At 67.6% G+C, this 15,639-nt stretch carries 14 protein-coding genes; 1 reads left to right on the forward strand and 13 read right to left on the reverse strand.

The annotated features are described in order from the left end of the window. Nucleotides 1–33: 33 nt before the first annotated feature. The 11 genes from ACU4E7_RS03955 to ACU4E7_RS04005 all read right to left on the reverse strand — a co-directional run bounded on the left by ACU4E7_RS03955 (nucleotide 34) and on the right by ACU4E7_RS04005 (nucleotide 13,215). On the reverse strand, nucleotides 34–669 hold the full coding sequence (locus ACU4E7_RS03955) for a LysE family translocator (RefSeq protein WP_238120882.1): 636 nt from the start codon (nucleotides 667–669) through the stop codon (nucleotides 34–36). A 78-nt stretch (nucleotides 670–747) separates the two neighbouring features. Continuing rightward, a complete protein-coding gene (gene odhB / locus ACU4E7_RS03960; RefSeq protein ID WP_238120332.1) occupies nucleotides 748–1,962 on the reverse strand; it encodes a 2-oxoglutarate dehydrogenase complex dihydrolipoyllysine-residue succinyltransferase in 1,215 nt (404 codons plus the stop codon). Nucleotides 1,963–2,012: 50 nt separating this feature from the next. Continuing rightward, nucleotides 2,013–4,967 (reverse strand): 2-oxoglutarate dehydrogenase E1 component, encoded by a 2,955-nt coding sequence (locus ACU4E7_RS03965; protein WP_238120331.1) that lies wholly within the window; start codon nucleotides 4,965–4,967, stop codon nucleotides 2,013–2,015. A gap of 506 nt (nucleotides 4,968–5,473) precedes the next feature. Then, nucleotides 5,474–6,358 (reverse strand): succinate--CoA ligase subunit alpha, encoded by an 885-nt coding sequence (gene sucD / locus ACU4E7_RS03970; RefSeq protein WP_238120329.1) that lies wholly within the window; start codon nucleotides 6,356–6,358, stop codon nucleotides 5,474–5,476. Continuing rightward, nucleotides 6,358–7,560 (reverse strand): ADP-forming succinate--CoA ligase subunit beta, encoded by a 1,203-nt coding sequence (gene sucC / locus ACU4E7_RS03975; protein WP_447020714.1) that lies wholly within the window; start codon nucleotides 7,558–7,560, stop codon nucleotides 6,358–6,360. The genes sucD and sucC overlap by 1 nt, the downstream gene beginning before the upstream one ends. 246 nt (nucleotides 7,561–7,806) lie before the next feature. Further along, the gene (mdh, locus tag ACU4E7_RS03980; protein WP_447020715.1) at nucleotides 7,807–8,772 is read right to left on the reverse strand and encodes a malate dehydrogenase; all 966 of its coding nucleotides are present in this window, start codon (nucleotides 8,770–8,772) and stop codon (nucleotides 7,807–7,809) included. A 196-nt stretch (nucleotides 8,773–8,968) separates the two neighbouring features. Next, complete coding sequence (locus ACU4E7_RS03985; protein ID WP_238120325.1) at nucleotides 8,969–9,628, reverse strand: DUF1003 domain-containing protein; 660 nt, start codon at nucleotides 9,626–9,628, stop codon at nucleotides 8,969–8,971. A 666-nt stretch (nucleotides 9,629–10,294) separates the two neighbouring features. Continuing rightward, nucleotides 10,295–10,636 carry a nitrogenase stabilizing/protective protein NifW gene (nifW, locus tag ACU4E7_RS03990; RefSeq protein ID WP_238120324.1) on the reverse strand — a complete coding sequence of 114 codons (342 nt, stop codon included), beginning with the start codon at nucleotides 10,634–10,636 and terminating at the stop codon, nucleotides 10,295–10,297. A gap of 48 nt (nucleotides 10,637–10,684) precedes the next feature. Then, nucleotides 10,685–11,467 (reverse strand): serine O-acetyltransferase, encoded by a 783-nt coding sequence (gene cysE / locus ACU4E7_RS03995; protein WP_238120323.1) that lies wholly within the window; start codon nucleotides 11,465–11,467, stop codon nucleotides 10,685–10,687. Beyond that, nucleotides 11,467–12,717 carry a homocitrate synthase gene (gene nifV / locus ACU4E7_RS04000; protein ID WP_447020716.1) on the reverse strand — a complete coding sequence of 417 codons (1,251 nt, stop codon included), beginning with the start codon at nucleotides 12,715–12,717 and terminating at the stop codon, nucleotides 11,467–11,469. Before nifV ends, cysE begins: the two co-directional genes overlap by 1 nt. Before the next feature lie 192 nt (nucleotides 12,718–12,909). Next, nucleotides 12,910–13,215 carry an iron-sulfur cluster assembly accessory protein gene (locus ACU4E7_RS04005; RefSeq protein WP_238120321.1) on the reverse strand — a complete coding sequence of 102 codons (306 nt, stop codon included), beginning with the start codon at nucleotides 13,213–13,215 and terminating at the stop codon, nucleotides 12,910–12,912. Nucleotides 13,216–13,551: 336 nt separating this feature from the next. Between ACU4E7_RS04005 and ACU4E7_RS04010 the strand changes: the two genes are divergently transcribed. Further along, nucleotides 13,552–13,758, forward strand: coding sequence for a TOBE domain-containing protein (locus tag ACU4E7_RS04010; RefSeq protein WP_238120320.1), 207 nt, complete (start codon nucleotides 13,552–13,554; stop codon nucleotides 13,756–13,758). A gap of 97 nt (nucleotides 13,759–13,855) precedes the next feature. On the opposite strand, the gene modD is transcribed toward ACU4E7_RS04010, so the two are convergent. After that, nucleotides 13,856–14,695, reverse strand: a complete 840-nt coding sequence (gene modD, locus ACU4E7_RS04015) for a ModD protein (RefSeq protein ID WP_447020717.1) — start codon at nucleotides 14,693–14,695, stop codon at nucleotides 13,856–13,858. Nucleotides 14,696–14,834: 139 nt separating this feature from the next. After that, nucleotides 14,835–15,638 (reverse strand): ankyrin repeat domain-containing protein, encoded by an 804-nt coding sequence (locus ACU4E7_RS04020; protein ID WP_447020718.1) that lies wholly within the window; start codon nucleotides 15,636–15,638, stop codon nucleotides 14,835–14,837. Nucleotide 15,639: the final 1 nt, after the last annotated feature.

Genomic DNA, 15,639 nt, shown 5'->3' on the forward strand with positions numbered 1-15,639 from the left:
AATTCCCTTGAGATTGGAAGGCCGTGGCGCCGCTCAGGGCACCGTCGCGGCCTTCTGCAGAGCGATGCGGATGCCGAGGCCGATGAGCAGCGCGCCGGTGATGCGGTTGAAACCGCGCCCCAGACGCGCCAAGCCGTCGCGGACGGCCCGGCCGGTGAAGAACAAGGTCACGACCGCGAACCAGGACACCAGGAGAGCGGCCATGGAGAGGGCATAGAGGCCCTGAACGGCGAGCGGCGTGGCGGCGCTCACGAGGGTGCTGAACAGGGACAGGAAGAACAGCACCGCCTTCGGATTGAGCGCGTTGGTCAAAAAGCCGAGGGCGAAGCTGCGGCGGGCGGAGACCGGCGTGCGCGGCGCATCGAGCGGTTCCGCCTGCACCGCCGGCGCGCTCCAGGTCTTCAGCCCCACATAGACGAGATAGGCGCAGCCGGCCCACTTCAGCACGGTGAAGGCCAGAAGCGAGTGGGCCACAAGGAAACCGAGACCGGCCAGGGTGTAGCTGGCATGGAACAGCAGCGCCGTGCCCACCCCGAGGCTGGTGAACAGGCCGGCGCGGCGCCCGTGCACCACGCTCTGGCGCACCACCATGGCGAAATCCGGCCCCGGGGCCACGGCCGCCAGGCCGAACACCGCCATCAGCGTCAGATATTCGGACAGGTGGTTCACCATCCCGGCCCCCTCAAGGCACCCTGTCGCCCGGAGGCGCCGCGATGGGCGCCCCCGGGCGGCTCAGGTTCGCCGCAATCACAGGTCCAGCACGAGCCGCGCCGGATCCTCCAGGGTCTCCTTCACCCGCACCAGGAAGGTCACCGCCTCGCGGCCGTCGACGATCCGGTGATCGTAGGAGAGGGCGAGATACATCATCGGCTTGATGACGATCTGGCCCTTCACCACCACCGGGCGCTCCTCGATGCGGTGCATGCCGAGAATGCCCGACTGCGGCGCGTTGAGGATGGGGGTGGACATCAGCGAGCCATAGATGCCGCCGTTGGTGATGGTGAAGGTGCCGCCCTGCATGTCCTCGATGCCGAGCTTGCCGTCACGCGCCTTGCGGCCATAGCCGGCGATCTGCTTCTCGATGTCGGAGATGGAGAGCAGGTCCGCGTCGCGCACCACCGGAACCACGAGGCCCTTCTCGGTGCCGACGGCGATGCCGATGTTGTAGTAGTTCTTGTAGATGATGTCGGTGCCGTCGATCTCGGCGTTCACCGCCGGCAGGTCCTTCAGGGCCGCGATCACGGCCTTGGTGAAGAAGCCCATGAAGCCGAGCTTGGTGCCGTGCTTCTTCTCGAAGGCGTCCTTGTACTGGGCGCGCAGGCTCATCACGCCGGACATGTCCACGTCGTTGAACGTGGTGAGCATGGCGGCGGTGTTCTGGGCGTCCTTCAGGCGGCGGGCGATGGTCTGCCGCAGCTTGGTCATCTTCACCCGCTCCTCGCGGGCGGCATCCACCGGGGCCGAGGCGGCACGCGGGGCCGCCACCGGCGCGGCAGGCACGCCGGCAGCCACCGCCGCCAGCATGTCACCCTTGGTCACGCGGCCATCCTTGCCGGAGCCGGCGACCGCGGCCGGGTTGAGGCCGGTCTCGGCGGCGATGCGCGCCACCGCCGGGCCGTTGGAGCCGGCAGCCACGGCTGCGGCGGGCGCCGCTGCGGGAGCCGGGGCCGGAGCAGCGGCGGGGGCCGGGGCAGCGGCGGCGGGAGCCGCGGCGGCGGCGCCGGCACCCTCGCCGATGGAGCCGAGCAGCGCGCCCACCCCCACGGTGTCACCATCCTTGGCGATGATCTCGGCGAGCACGCCGGAGGTCGGCGCCGGCACCTCGACGGTGACCTTGTCGGTCTCCAGCTCCACCAGGGGCTCGTCCACCTTGACGGCGTCGCCGGGCTTCTTGAACCACTTGCCGATGGTCGCTTCCGTCACGGATTCGCCCAGGGTAGGTACGCGGATCTCGGTAGCCATGGGGGTCGTCTTCTTTCTTTAAAGTCGGATCATTGAAACGCGGGCGGGGCTCAGCCCAGGCATTCGTCGAGGAAGGCCTTGAGCTGGGCGAGGTGCTTGGACATGAGGCCGGTGGCGGTGGCGGCCGACGCCGGACGGCCGGCATAACGCGGCCGCTTGGCCACGCCGCCCACCTGCTCCAGCACCCATTCCAGGTACGGCTGCACGAAGGCCCAGGAACCCTGGTTCTTCGGCTCTTCCTGGCACCACACCACCTCGGCGTTCTTGAAGCGCGACAGCTCCTGCACCAGGGTCTTGAGCGGGAACGGATAGAGCTGCTCCACGCGCAGCAGGTAGACGTCGTTGACGCCCCGCTTCTCGCGCTCCTCCAGGAGGTCGTAATAGACCTTGCCGGCGGAGAGCACGACGCGGCGGATCTTCTCGTCCGGCACCAGGGTGACGCCGGCCACGTCCGGATGGGACTGGGCATCGTCCCACAGCACCCGGTGGAAGGTGCTGCCGGCCGCCATGTCCTCCAGGCGCGACACCGCCTTCTTGTGACGCAGCAGGGACTTGGGCGTCATCAGGATGAGCGGCTTGCGGAACTCGCGGTTCAGCTGCCGGCGCAGGATGTGGAAGTAATTGGCCGGGGTGGTGACATTGGCCACCTGCATGTTGTCCTCGGCGCACAGCTGGAGGTAGCGCTCCAGGCGGGCCGAGGAATGCTCGGGGCCCTGGCCCTCATAGCCGTGCGGCAGCAGGCACACGAGGCCGCTCATGCGCAGCCACTTGCGCTCGCCCGAGGAGATGAACTGGTCGAACACCACCTGGGCGCCGTTGGCGAAGTCGCCGAACTGCGCCTCCCACAGCACCAGCGTGTTGGGCTCGGACAGCGAGTAGCCATACTCGAAGCCCAGCACCGCCTCTTCCGAGAGCATCGAGTTGATGACCTCGTACTTGGCCTGGGTGTCGGTCAGGTGGTTGAACGGCTTGTAGCGCGCCTCGGTCTCCTGGTCGAGCAGCACCGAATGGCGCTGGGAGAAGGTGCCGCGCTCCACGTCCTGGCCGGAGAGGCGGACCGGGTGGCCCTCCTCCAGCAGCGAGCAGAACGCCAGCGCCTCGCCGGTCGCCCAATCGATGCCCTGCCCTTCGGCGATGGCCTTCTTGCGGTTGTCGAGGAAGCGCTGGATGGTGCGGTGGACCTTGAAGCCCTCCGGCACGGTGGTGATCTTCTCGCCGATGACCTTGAGCTGGTCCAGGGGCACGCCAGTGTTGCCACGGCGCGGATCATCATCGTCCCGCGCGGCCTTCAGGCCGGCCCAGCGGCCGTCCAGCCAGTCCGCCTTGTTGGGCTTGTAGGCCTGGCCGGCCTCATATTCGGCCTCCAGGCGCTCGCGCCAGGCGTTGCGCATGGTGTCCACCTCACCGGCAGTCACCACGCCCTCGGCCTCCAGCTTCTTGGTGTACAGCTCCAGCACCGTGGGGTGCTGGCGGATCACCTTGTACATCTTCGGCTGGGTGAAGGACGGCTCGTCGCCCTCGTTGTGGCCGAACCGGCGGTAGCAGAACATGTCGATGACCACCGGCTTGTGGAAGCGCTGGCGGAACTCGATGGCCACCTTGGCGCAGAACACCACGGATTCGGGGTCGTCGCCGTTGCAGTGCAGGATCGGCGCCTCGATCATCTTCGCCACATCCGACGGATAGGGCGAGGAGCGCGAATAGCGCGGATTGGTGGTGAAGCCGATCTGGTTGTTGATGATGAAATGCAGCGAGCCGCCGGTGCGGTGCCCCTTCAGGCCCGACAGACCAAGGCACTCGGCCACCACGCCCTGGCCAGCGAAGGCGGCATCGCCGTGCAGGATGAGCGGCAGCACCTTCACCCGCTCGGTGTCCTCGAACTGGTCCTGCTTGGCGCGCACCTTGCCGAGCACCACCGGATCCACGATCTCGAGATGCGAGGGGTTGGCGGTCAGCGACAGGTGGACCTTGTTGTTGTCGAACTCGCGGTCGGACGACGCACCCAGGTGGTACTTCACGTCACCCGAGCCTTCCACGTCGTCGGGGGCCCAGGAGCCGCCCTTGAACTCGTGGAACAGAGCCCGGTGCGGCTTGCCCATCACCTGGGTCAGCACGTTCAGACGGCCACGGTGGGCCATGCCGAACACGATCTCCTTGAGACCGAGATTGCCGCCGCGCTTGATGATCTGCTCCAGCGCCGGGATCAGGCTCTCGCCGCCGTCGAGGCCGAAGCGCTTGGTGCCGGTGTACTTCACATCGAGGAACTTCTCGAAGCCCTCGGCCTCCACCAGCTTGTTGAGGATGGCGCGCTTGCCCTCGCGGGTGAAGGTGACCTCCTTGTCCGGCCCCTCGATGCGCTCCTGGATCCAGGCCTTCTCCTCGGGCGAGGAGATGTGCATGAACTCGACGCCCACATCCGAGCAATAGGTGCGGCGCAGAATGGCCAGCATCTCGCGCACGGTGGCGAATTCCAGGCCCAGCACGTGGTCGATGAAGATCTTGCGGTCGAGATCGGCCTCATAGAAGCCGTAGGAGACCGGATCGAGCTCCGGCGCGTCCTTGGGCGGGGTCAAGCCCAGCGGATCGAGATTGGCATGCAGATGGCCGCGCATGCGATAGGCGCGGATCATCATGAGCGCCTTCACGGAATCGCGGCTGGCCTGCTGCACGTCGGCGGCGGGCAGCTCGACGCCGGCCTTCTGGGCCTTCGCCTTCACCTTGTCGGCGACAGCCTTCTCCACCTCGATCCACTGGCCATCCATGGCGGACACCAGCTCGCCATTGGCGTGCACCGGCCAGTTGGGCTTCTTCCAGGAGGCGCCGCGGGCGTTCTCCAGCACCTGGTTCGGATCATCCTTCAGGGCCGCGAAGAAGGCCTGCCACTCGGCATCCACCGAGCTCGGATCCTTCTCATAGCGGGCATAGAGATCCTCGATCCAGGCGGCATTGGCGCCATAGAGGAAGGAGGTGTTCAGGAAAAGGTCGTTCTGTTCCGCGCGCGACATGGGTGTCTTCCCGGATAACCTCGGGCCTCGCCCTCCTTGTGCGCCTTTCGCACAGAAAACCAAGCCCAAAGCCGTGTTGTCTGCCACAAACCGACGGAACGACCAAAGCCGAGCCGCCTTTTCACCCCAGCCCGGCTCGTGGCAGCCGTGGGCCGAGGCACTCGTGTGCCCTACATAGTCCCGTCAGGCCAACGGAAAAAGCCTGCCTGACGCGCGTCAATCGCATGGCCGCTCCGCCCTCGCCTGCGATCGCGGCGAAATCAGGACCGGCACCCACCTCGCTGCCACCGACCACGCGCCGTCCATCGAGGTCCAGCCTCAAGGTCCGCCCCCGCGCGCGGACCGAGACGGCCCCGCTGCGCCATTCGCGGGTCGGGCACGGCAGCGGCACATCGACCGCTCGGGGCCGGTGCGTCCAAAAGCTCTTGCCCGCTCTCCACAGCCGCCGCTGTGGCAGAACCCGGCGGCGCGGCGCCGCCGGGTTCGCTGGTGTCACGAAGGCGCGATCAGCCCTTCAGCACGTCCACCAGGGTCTTGCCGAGGCGCGCCGGCGAGGGCGACACGCGGATGCCCGCCGCCTCCATGGCCGCGATCTTGTCCTCGGCGCCGCCCTTGCCACCGGAGATGATGGCGCCAGCATGGCCCATGCGACGGCCGGGAGGGGCCGTGCGGCCGGCGATGAAGCCGACCATCGGCTTCTTGCGGCCCTTCTTCGCCTCGTCGGCGATGAACTGGGCAGCCTCTTCCTCGGCCGAGCCGCCGATTTCGCCGATCATGATGATCGACGTGGTCTTGGGATCGGCCAGGAACATCTCCAGGACGTCGATGAACTCGGTGCCCTTCACCGGGTCGCCGCCGATGCCCACCGCCGAGGTCTGGCCGAGGCCTTCCATGGTGGTCTGGAACACCGCTTCATAGGTCAGCGTGCCGGAGCGCGAGACCACGCCCACCGAGCCGGGCTTGAAGATGTTGGCCGGCATGATGCCGATCTTCGATTCGCCGGCGGTGACGATGCCCGGGCAGTTGGGGCCGATGAGGCGGCTCTTGGAGCCGGACAGCGCCCGCTTCACCTTCACCATGTCCATCACCGGAATACCCTCGGTGATGCAGACGATGAGGGGGATCTCGGCGTCGACCGCCTCCAGGATGGCGTCAGCGGCGCCGGGCGGCGGCACATAGATCACCGAGGCGTCGGCACCGGTCTTCTCCTTGGCTTCCAGCACGGTGTCGAACACCGGCAGGCCGAGGTGGGTGGAGCCCCCCTTGCCGGGCGAGGTGCCGCCGACCATCTTGGTGCCGTACATGATGGCCTGCTCGGCGTGGAACGTACCGTTCTTGCCGGTGAAGCCCTGGGTGATGACCTTGGTATTGGCGTCAATCAGCACGGACATCACGCAGCATCCTTCTTCACAGCGGCCACGATCTTCTGCGCGGCGTCGTCCAGGTCGTCGGCAGGGATCACGTTCAGGCCGCTCTCGCGGATGATCTTCTTGCCCTCTTCCACGTTGGTGCCTTCCAGGCGCACCACCAGCGGCACCTTGAGGCCCACCGCCTTCACCGCGGCCAGCACACCATTGGCGATCACGTCGCACTTCATGATGCCGCCGAAGATGTTCACCAGGATGCCCTTCACGTTCGGGTCCGCGGTGATGATCTTGAAGGCCGCCGTCACCTTCTCCTCGTTGGCGCCGCCGCCCACGTCCAGGAAGTTGGCGGGCTCTTCGCCATAGAGCTTGATGATGTCCAGGGTCGCCATGGCGAGGCCGGCGCCGTTCACCATGCAGCCGATGGTGCCGTCGAGGGCGATGTAGGCCAGGTCGTACTTGGAGGCCTCGATCTCCTTCTCGTCCTCTTCCGTCAGGTCGCGCAGCTCGGCGAGCTCGGGATGACGGAACATGGCGTTGGAGTCGAACGACACCTTGGCGTCGAGCACCTTCAGCTGGCCGTCCTTGGTGACGATCAGCGGGTTGATCTCGAGCATGGCCATGTCGGTTTCGGTGAAGGCGGTGTAGAGCACCTGCACCAGCTTGCCCGCCTGCTTGGCGAGATCCCCGGTGAGGCCGAGCGCCTGGGCCACCTTGCGGCCATGGAAGCCCTGCACGCCGGTGGCCGGATCCACCGAGAAGGTCAGGATCTTCTCAGGGCTCTTGTGAGCCACTTCCTCGATCTCCATGCCGCCCTCGGTGGAGACCACGAAAGCGACGCGGGAGGTGGCGCGGTCCACCAGCAGCGACAGGTAGAATTCCTTCTCGATGTCGGAGCCGTCCTCGATATAGAGGCGGTTCACCTGCTTGCCGGCGGGGCCGGTCTGCACGGTGACCAGCGTCTTGCCGAGCATCTGATCGACGAACTGCTTCACCTCGTCCACCGACTTGGCGAGGCGCACGCCGCCCTTCTCGCCGGCTTCCGGCTCCTTGAACTTGCCCTTGCCACGGCCACCGGCGTGGATCTGGGACTTGACGACCCAAAGCGGACCGCCCAGCTCCTTGGCCGCCGCTTCCGCGTCCTCGACCTTGAGCACGGGCACACCGCGCGACACCGGCGCGCCGAAGGTCTTCAGCAGCGCCTTGGCCTGGTACTCGTGAATATTCATCTCTTCGTCCCCTAAGGGTTGCGAAGTGCCCCTTCCCCCCTGAACCGGCTTCGACCGCTCCGAACCGAACCCGTGGCGGGAGCGGGCGCTGGCCGACCTCCGTGGCAGTGTGGGAGATGCCCCATCCGGGTGCGGCCCGGCCTGATGACACCCCCCGAGGAGGGGAACATTCGTCTCCTTCACCTCGCCGGCGCGACGACCGGCACGATGGCAGCCTTTCCGAGGAAACGCCGCCGTTCAGCGAGATCACTTCCCGAGATCGGGTGCGATCTTCACACAGGCCTCCACCAGCCCTTCGACCGATGCGACCGATTTTTCAAACATGGCGCGCTCCGCATGGTCGAGCTCCACCTCGACGATGCGTTCCACCCCCCGCGCCCCGATGATGACCGGGACCCCCACATAAATGTCTTTCAGGCCATATTCGCCCTCGAGATAGGCCGCCGCCGGCAGCAGCCGCTTCTTGTCCTTGAGATAGCTCTCGGCCATGGCGATGGCCGAGGCGGCCGGCGCGTAGAAGGCCGAGCCGGTCTTCAGCAGATCGACGATCTCGGCCCCGCCGTTGCGGGTGCGCTCGACGATCGCGGCAACGCGCTCGGCGCTGGTCCAGCCCATGCGGATGAGATCGGGAACCGGAATGCCGCCCACCGCCGAATAGCGCACCAGCGGCACCATGGTGTCGCCGTGGCCGCCCAGCACGAAGGCCGTGACATCCTCCACCGACACCGCGAACTCGTCGGCCAGGAAATAGCGGAAGCGGGCCGAATCCAGCACCCCGGCCATGCCCACCACCTTGGCCGGCGGCAGGCCGCTGGAGCGCTGCAGCGCCCACACCATGGCATCGAGCGGATTGGTGATGCAGATGACGAAGGCTTCCGGCGCGTACTTACGTATACCAGCACCCACCTGCTCCATCACCTTGAGGTTGATGGCGAGCAGGTCGTCCCGGCTCATGCCGGGCTTGCGCGGCACGCCGGCGGTGACGATCACCACATCGGCGCCGGCGATGGCGTCATAGGTATTGGTACCGGCGAAGGCGGCGTCGAAGCCTGCGACCGGGGCCAGTTCCGCCAGGTCGAGCGCCTTGCCCTGGGGCACGCCTTCGACCACGTCGAACAGGACCACGTCGCCCAAATCCTTCAGCCCGGCCAGAAGGGCGAGGGTTCCGCCGATCTGGCCGGCCCCGATCAGGGCAATCTTGTTGCGGGCCATGCCTGTTCCCCGGAAATGAGCCTGCCGTCGAGCAGGAGCCGAGCGGCGCTTGACTACTCCCATCCGGCAAGGGGTTCAAGCCGGCGCGCTTGCACAAATAGTGGGAGACCGGCGCTTTCGCCCGTTCCTTAGCCGGATCCTGCCCCCGGCGCGGCGCCGAAGACGGTGCGGAGACACCGGAATCGGCCCAGGCGGGCTATTTCCGGCGCTCGTTCATCGCCTCCAGAAGATCGATCTGCACCTCCTGAATCTGCGCCAGCCGTTCCCATTGCTGGCCGAGCAGGTGATCGAGCTTCTCATGCAGGTGGCGGATTTCCAGCTCCGCCTTCAGATTTACCTTGAAATCGTTTTCTGCCCGCAGCCGGTCCCGCACTTCCACCCGCTTCTGGCTCATCATGATCACCGGCGCCTGCACCGCCGCCAGGCAGGAGAGGGCCAGATTGAGCAGGATGAAGGGATAGGGATCGAACTGGGCCCGGCCCGCCGCGATGAGGTTGAACAGGATCCAGATGCCGAGCACGCCGGCGAAGATGCCGATGAAGCCCCAGCTGCCGCCGAACGTGGCGATGGCATCCGCCATGCGGTCGCCCAGGGTGCGCTGACGCTCGAAGCTCTTTTCCACGTCCTCCGCCAGGGTCTCGTTGGCGGCGAGACTTTCCACCACCTCACGCTCCAGATGGCTGAGCTCGCCACGCTCGCGCTCCAGCAGCCGGGCCACGAAGCCCGCCCGCAGCCGGCCGAGATCGGTCTTGCAGATGAAACCCTCGCTCGGCAGCTGCGGATGGCTCTCCGCGGCGAAGGCCGCCAGGGTGGGACGCAGCTCTGCCAGGGCCACGGTCTGGCCACGGGGGAACATCCGCCCGCACACCGCGCAGGCCACTTTCCGCCCACCATGCCCGGAACCCGCGCCGGTTGCGCTGCCGGCGACGCTCCCGGCGCCCGGCTTGCCCGCCTCTGATTCCCCGGAACCCTGAAGTCCCTGCGACCGGCCGGTCATCGGCTGCTCCTGTTGCCTTTCGGAGAGGGGCGACCCATGGGCCACCCATGCCGAACAACTGCGCGGAAGCGCCGCCGCAATCAAGGCCCCCAAGGGAAGGGGGCTCAAAGGAAGGGGCTCAAAGGAAGGGGCCCAAAGGAAGGGCCCTCAAGCGACCGCTCCGAGGGAAGGAGCGTAAGGGAGCAGCGCATCGGACACCTCCGGCACCGACCATGGGGGCGCCGACCATGGGGACGCCGACCATGGGGGCATCGGCGATGGGACACACGCCGCCACACGGCCACGGATCGAACGCACCAGAGGCAGCCCCCAAACGACCACAGCCGACGCGGTGCGGAAAATGCCACCACGTCGGCTGCTGTGCCGCTTCGGAAAATACCGTCCGCCCCCCGCTGCGTGGAACACGCAAGCGCCTCAAGCAAATCGGGGAACCCTGCACAATGCCATCTGAAATATGGAAAAGCGGAGGGCGGACGAGGGGCGGCAGCGCCGGAGCGCGGCCGCCGGGACGGCGTTCGCCCAGACCTAGCTGCCGGTGGTCAGCGAGGTCAGCGGCACGAACGCGGGCTTGGGGCCGGGCACCGGCTCACGGTTTGGATCGTGCTCCTTCAGCACCTTGAACACCCGTTCCGCCATGGGATTGGACTTGATGAAGTCCTGATAGGCCTGCGCCAGCATGGATTGCGCGGCGGTGAAGATCTCTTCGTCGCTCTGCCCCTCGAAATCCGCGGAGACCAGATACTGCCCCATCCGCCGCAGGATATGCAGGCGCAGAACCTGGAGCACCTCCGGCTGATAATCGACCTGCAGCGTGGAGAAAAACTCTTCCGCGCTGGAGAGTGACTTCAAGGTTTCGAGAACCGACATTTCAACCTCCACTCCACGTGTGTCCCATCCCCGTGCCCGGCGGCCCGCTCAGGCCGCCTCGTCGGCGGTGGCGTTGCGGCCGCGCTGCATTTCGCCCTGCAGGTGAGACAGGCGCGCCTCCAGAAATTCGATGCGGTCGAGCAGCGATACGATGGCTTCCCCCACCGGATCGGGCATCAGGTGATGCTCCAGATCGATCCGCCCATCGCCCAGCCGGCGGCGATCGGACAGGGGCTTCACCACCCGCCCGGGAATGCCCACCACCGTCATCGCCGGCGGCACATCGTCGATGACCACCGAATTGGCCCCCACCCGGCAGCCCGCGCCGATGGTGATGGGCCCGAGGATCTTCGCGCCGGCCCCCACCAGCACGCCATCGCGCAGGGTGGGATGGCGCTTGCCGGCGGTCCATGAGGTGCCGCCCAGGGTCACCCCGTGATACAGGGTCACGTCGTCGCCGATCTCGGCGGTTTCCCCCACCACCACGCCGGCGCCGTGATCGATGAAGAAGCGCCGGCCGATGGTGGCCCCGGGGTGGATGTCCACATTGGTCAGCAGCCGGCCGAGCCAGGACAGGAACCGGGCCGGGAACTTCACCCCACGGCGCCACAGCCGGCTCGCCAGCCGATGCCAGATCACCGCGTGGACGCCGGGATAGGTGAGGATGATCTCGAAGGTGTTGCGCGCGGCCGGATCCCGCGAGCGGACGCAGGCGACGTCCTCCCGGATCAGGCTCCACAGCGAAGGCCGGGTGGCGGGGGCCTCCGCGGGGCGCGCGGCCGCGGCCTCAGCTCTGCCCTTGGTGCCGGTGCGCAGGCGTCCCATGATCATCAGCAGGCTCCCATCACGCTCATATGCCGGCGACGCAGAGCGTCCTCAGCGAAGCTCTCGTCGTAGAACCGGCGCAGCGCGTCGGGCGGCACGTTCTGCTTGGTGCGGGTGGCGTAGTCCTTCACCCGCGCCAGGATCGCGCGGCCCCGCGCCTCGTCGACGCTGAGGCCCTGGTCGGACAACGCCTTGTTCACTGCGGCAAGGCCGGAATGCTTGCCCAGCACCAGCACGTGCTTGCGGCCCAGCAGGTCGGGATTGAGCGCCTCATAGGTGGCGCGGTCCTTGAGCAGGCCCGACACGTGGATGCCGGATTCGTGGGTGAACACGTCCTCGCCGACGATCGCCTTGGTGCGCGGCATCGGCCGGCCGGCCGCGTCCATCACCCGCTGCGCCAGAGGCCGCAGGGCCCGCAGGGCGATGCCGGTCTCGGCCCGAGCCGTCTGCATGAGGGCGATCGCCACCTCTTCCAGCGCTGCATTGCCGGCCCGCTCACCCAGCCCGGTGACGGTGACGCTGGCATGGCGCGCGCCGCCCATCACCGCCGCCAGGGTGTTGGCGGTGGCGAGGCCGAGGTCGTCATGGGCGTGGAACTCCACCTCCAGGTCGGTGGCATTGGCCACCCGGCGCACCAGGGCATAAGTGGAGAAGGGATCCAGAACCCCCAGCGTGTCGGCGAGGCGGATGCGGAAGGCGCCCACATCGCGGGCCGCTTCCGCCACCTGGCACAGGAAATCGGGATCGGCGCGCGAGGCGTCCTCGCACCCCACCGCGACGGTGAAGCCGATCTTGCGGGCCAGCGCCACCACGTGGCGCAGCGCCCCGAGCGCCCATTCGCGATCCTTGCCGAGCTTGCCCTGCAACTGCCGGTCGGACGTGGGAATGGACAGGTTCACGGCGGTGACCCCCGCCGCCACCGCGGCCAGAAGGTCCTCTTCGCTCATGCGGCACCAGGCGACCACCCGCATGGGCAGCTTCAGCGAGGCGATGGAGCGCAGCGTCTCGATCTCCTCATCGCCCATGGCCGGCGTGCCGGCTTCGATCTCGGGCACCCCCGCCGCCGCCAGAGCCTCGGCGATCTCGATCTTCTCCCGCCGGGTGAAGGCCACGCCGGGCGCCTGCTCGCCATCGCGCAGGGTGGTGTCGTTCAGGAACACGGTGCGGGCCGGCTTCGACCGTGCACCGGCGGCGCCACCCTCCGGTGCCGCGCGCCCGGAACGTCCCGAGACGGTCGATGGTGACTTCGCAAGCATGGGCCCCTTCCAATCTGCCAGCCCTGTGGCGATGAAAAGCACCGGCGACGATGCGTCGGTCGCGACAGCTTCAGACGAAAACCCTTGAGACAAAAACCTTTGCGACGGCTGCGCTCCCCCCACCCATGCGGCGACGGAACGCCGCGTGACGCCGGCAACCGGACAGGAGCGGGAACGGGAACGCGCCGGCCATCAGCACACACCGGCGCCGCGCGCAGCGTGATCCGCCCCCACCACGAAACGGGGCACGCCCGGCGCGGTGACGAAATCGATCCGCAGCCCCTCGACAGAGCGATGGCTGACGCCATCAAGAAGAAGCCGCACGCCGGACCGCTCGAGCACCACATCGCCGTGGCGGGCCACATCGAGATGGATCATGACCGTGAGCACCGCATCGTCATCCGCATGCGCCACCAGCCGCAGGCCGTGCGCCGCCGGCCCCGCCGCGCTCATCGCCGCCCGGACCGCCAGAGCCGCATCTGTCGAAAGCGAGACCATCACGCGATCACCCCGACACCTTCAGAGATCGCGCCGCTGCCGGCGCGTGAGGCCCCCACCGTGCGGATGGGCAACCCTTCGGCTTCTCTAAAAGCAAGCGGCGGGCCAAACAGACAACACATTGTTTTTATTCAAAAACACACCCCCTTCCGTGTCGCAAACGCGACAGGAGCAAGGGGCGGGCGGGGCTTTCGAGAGGTTCGCGACAGGGCCATTACGGCGTCGCCTCCGGAAAACTCCGCAGGCGGCGCGGCGCTGTTGCGCGTTTCAATACTGTATCCGAATAGATATAAGAAGTGACCCGACGTTGCGTCGGGGTCATTGGGGAGACCGGTTATGCAGATCAGCGCGCGCAATCAGCTGAAGGGCAAGATCGTGGAGGTCCATGAGGGCCCGATCTCTGGCACTGTCAGCATCGACATCGGCGGCGGGCACATCCTGTTTGCCCACATCACTGAACAGTCAGTGAAGGAAATGGGCCTCAAGGTCGGCGACGAGGTCACCGCCTTCATCAAGTCGTCCAACATCCTGGTCGGCAAATAAGCGTCGACAAGTGAGCGTCGACAAGTGAGCGATGGGTGGCCGGCGTCGGCTGGCCACCTGTCCCGGCCTCATCCGCGACGGGGCGCGAACCGCGCGATCACAGCGGATCGATGGTGACCTTCACATCCGCGGGCTTCGCCCAATAGGGCGCCGAGGTCACCAGAATGTGGGCGCCCGCGGCGGCATAGGCGGCTGCGTTGTGGACATTGACTCCGCCGGCCGCCGCCACCCGCGCCCCGCTGCCCACCTCCGCCACGAGCGCCACCACGGCGGCAATCTCATCGGGCGTCATCTTCTCGCACTGGAGCACATCGGGGTCCGCCGGCAGCACCGCGCTCACGGCATCAAGGCCCTTGACCTCCACCACCACCTTCTTCTCCGGCATGGCCTGCCGCAGCGCCGCGATCCGAGCCACCGGCTCGGCGAGGAAGGCGCGGTGCTCCGGAAACACCAGAAGCGTCTCGGAGAGCCCCAGCCGATGGGGGAATGCCCCGCCGGCGCGAATGGCGGCGATCATCTGCGCCTTGGCCCCCGGCAAGGTCTTGCGCGTGGTCACCACCGCCACCTGCGGGGCCACCGCCCGAGCCGCGGCGATCAGATCGGCCGTGGCAGTGGCGATGCCGGAGAGATATTCCACCAGGGTCTGCGACACCTTCCAGGCGGTGAACACGCCACCGGCCGCGCCTTCCGCAGAAAGGATGGCGCCCCCGGCGGCTACCCGCGCCCCCGACGGCGCAAGAACCGTGGCTTCAACCCCACACCGGCTGAACAGGGCCTGCGCCACCTCGGTGCCGCACACGGTGGCATCGGCCCGCATGGACATGTGCACGCGCGCCGGCGCGGCGGCGATGCCCAGGGCATCGGTGGTGAGATCGCCGTGGGGCACATCCTCGGCCAGCAGCGCATCGAGCATGGCCTCGGTCCACCATCTGTGCATCGCAATCCTCCGCCCGCAGGTGCCGCCGCTGATCATCGTGGAATACAGCTTCGCGACTATGGGGTGCGCGGACTGCGTCGTCCACCACGCGCGCCGCGGCCGATGCGCCCGCCGGGCCCACGCGAAAGGACGGCCCGGCTCAGGAGACGGTGCTGGCGCGCGGTGCGCCGGAGCGGGCGGCCCGCCGCAGCAGATCGAGGCATTCGCGGGTGGCCGCCAGATCCAGCGCGGAAAAACCATCCAGCGTTTCCGGCAGCGGGTCGGCCCCCAGCGCCAACAGGCGTTCCACCACCGGCGCCTTGCCGGCGGACGCCGCATACATCAGCGCCGTGGCGCCATTGTCGTTGCGATTGTCGATGTCGATGCCGGCGGCCGCCAGCCGATCCAGAATGCCGAGGTGGTTGCCCACGCAGGCCAGCCACAGCGCCGTGTTGCCATCGGTGTTGCGCGCATTGAGCCGGACGCCGGCGGCGATCAGCGCTTCGACGATGCCTTCCAACCCCTCGCGCGCCGCCTTCATCAGCGGCGTCATGCCATTGTCTACCGCCATATCGACGCCATCGGCGGCGAAGCCCTGCCCCACCAGCCAGGCGGCGAGGCTGGCCCCGGGCAGGGCGCTCGACACCTGCGCCTGCTCCCAGCTCGTCCACGCCTCATAGCCCCCATCGAGGCTATAGACCTCCTTGAAGCCGAAATCCGACAAGGTCTGCGCAAATTCACGGCTGGCGTGGCCGTGATAGCAATAGATGAGCACCGGCGTGGTCTTGGCAGTGCCACCGATGATCTCGGACAGGCCGGAGAAGGTGACGTGACGCGCCCGCTCCATGTGCGCCGCGCCGAAGGCGTCGGCGGCCCGCACATCAAGCAGCAGGGTGCCGGCATCCTTCACCAGCGCATCCGCCTCCTTCACGCCAATGCAACGAAAAGCCGTGCGCTCCCTCATC

Source organism: Xanthobacter sp. ZOL 2024, assembly GCF_052932325.1.

Excerpts from the sequence above, each read along its gene's own strand:
- odhB (WP_238120332.1), bottom strand. The coding sequence starts at position 1,962 with ATGGCTACCGAGATCCGCGTACCTACCCTGGGCGAATCCGTGACGGAA.
- ACU4E7_RS03965 (WP_238120331.1), bottom strand. The coding sequence starts at position 4,967 with ATGTCGCGCGCGGAACAGAACGACCTTTTCCTGAACACCTCCTTCCTC.
- sucD (WP_238120329.1), bottom strand. The coding sequence starts at position 6,358 with ATGTCCGTGCTGATTGACGCCAATACCAAGGTCATCACCCAGGGCTTC.
- sucC (WP_447020714.1), bottom strand. The coding sequence starts at position 7,560 with ATGAATATTCACGAGTACCAGGCCAAGGCGCTGCTGAAGACCTTCGGC.
- mdh (WP_447020715.1), bottom strand. The coding sequence starts at position 8,772 with ATGGCCCGCAACAAGATTGCCCTGATCGGGGCCGGCCAGATCGGCGGA.
- ACU4E7_RS03985 (WP_238120325.1), bottom strand. The coding sequence starts at position 9,628 with ATGTTCCCCCGTGGCCAGACCGTGGCCCTGGCAGAGCTGCGTCCCACC.
- nifW (WP_238120324.1), bottom strand. The coding sequence starts at position 10,636 with ATGTCGGTTCTCGAAACCTTGAAGTCACTCTCCAGCGCGGAAGAGTTT.
- cysE (WP_238120323.1), bottom strand. The coding sequence starts at position 11,467 with ATGATCATGGGACGCCTGCGCACCGGCACCAAGGGCAGAGCTGAGGCC.
- nifV (WP_447020716.1), bottom strand. The coding sequence starts at position 12,717 with ATGCTTGCGAAGTCACCATCGACCGTCTCGGGACGTTCCGGGCGCGCG.
- ACU4E7_RS04005 (WP_238120321.1), bottom strand. The coding sequence starts at position 13,215 with ATGGTCTCGCTTTCGACAGATGCGGCTCTGGCGGTCCGGGCGGCGATG.
- ACU4E7_RS04010 (WP_238120320.1), top strand. The coding sequence starts at position 13,552 with ATGCAGATCAGCGCGCGCAATCAGCTGAAGGGCAAGATCGTGGAGGTC.
- modD (WP_447020717.1), bottom strand. The coding sequence starts at position 14,695 with ATGCACAGATGGTGGACCGAGGCCATGCTCGATGCGCTGCTGGCCGAG.
- ACU4E7_RS04020 (WP_447020718.1), bottom strand. The coding sequence starts at position 15,638 with ATGAGGGAGCGCACGGCTTTTCGTTGCATTGGCGTGAAGGAGGCGGAT.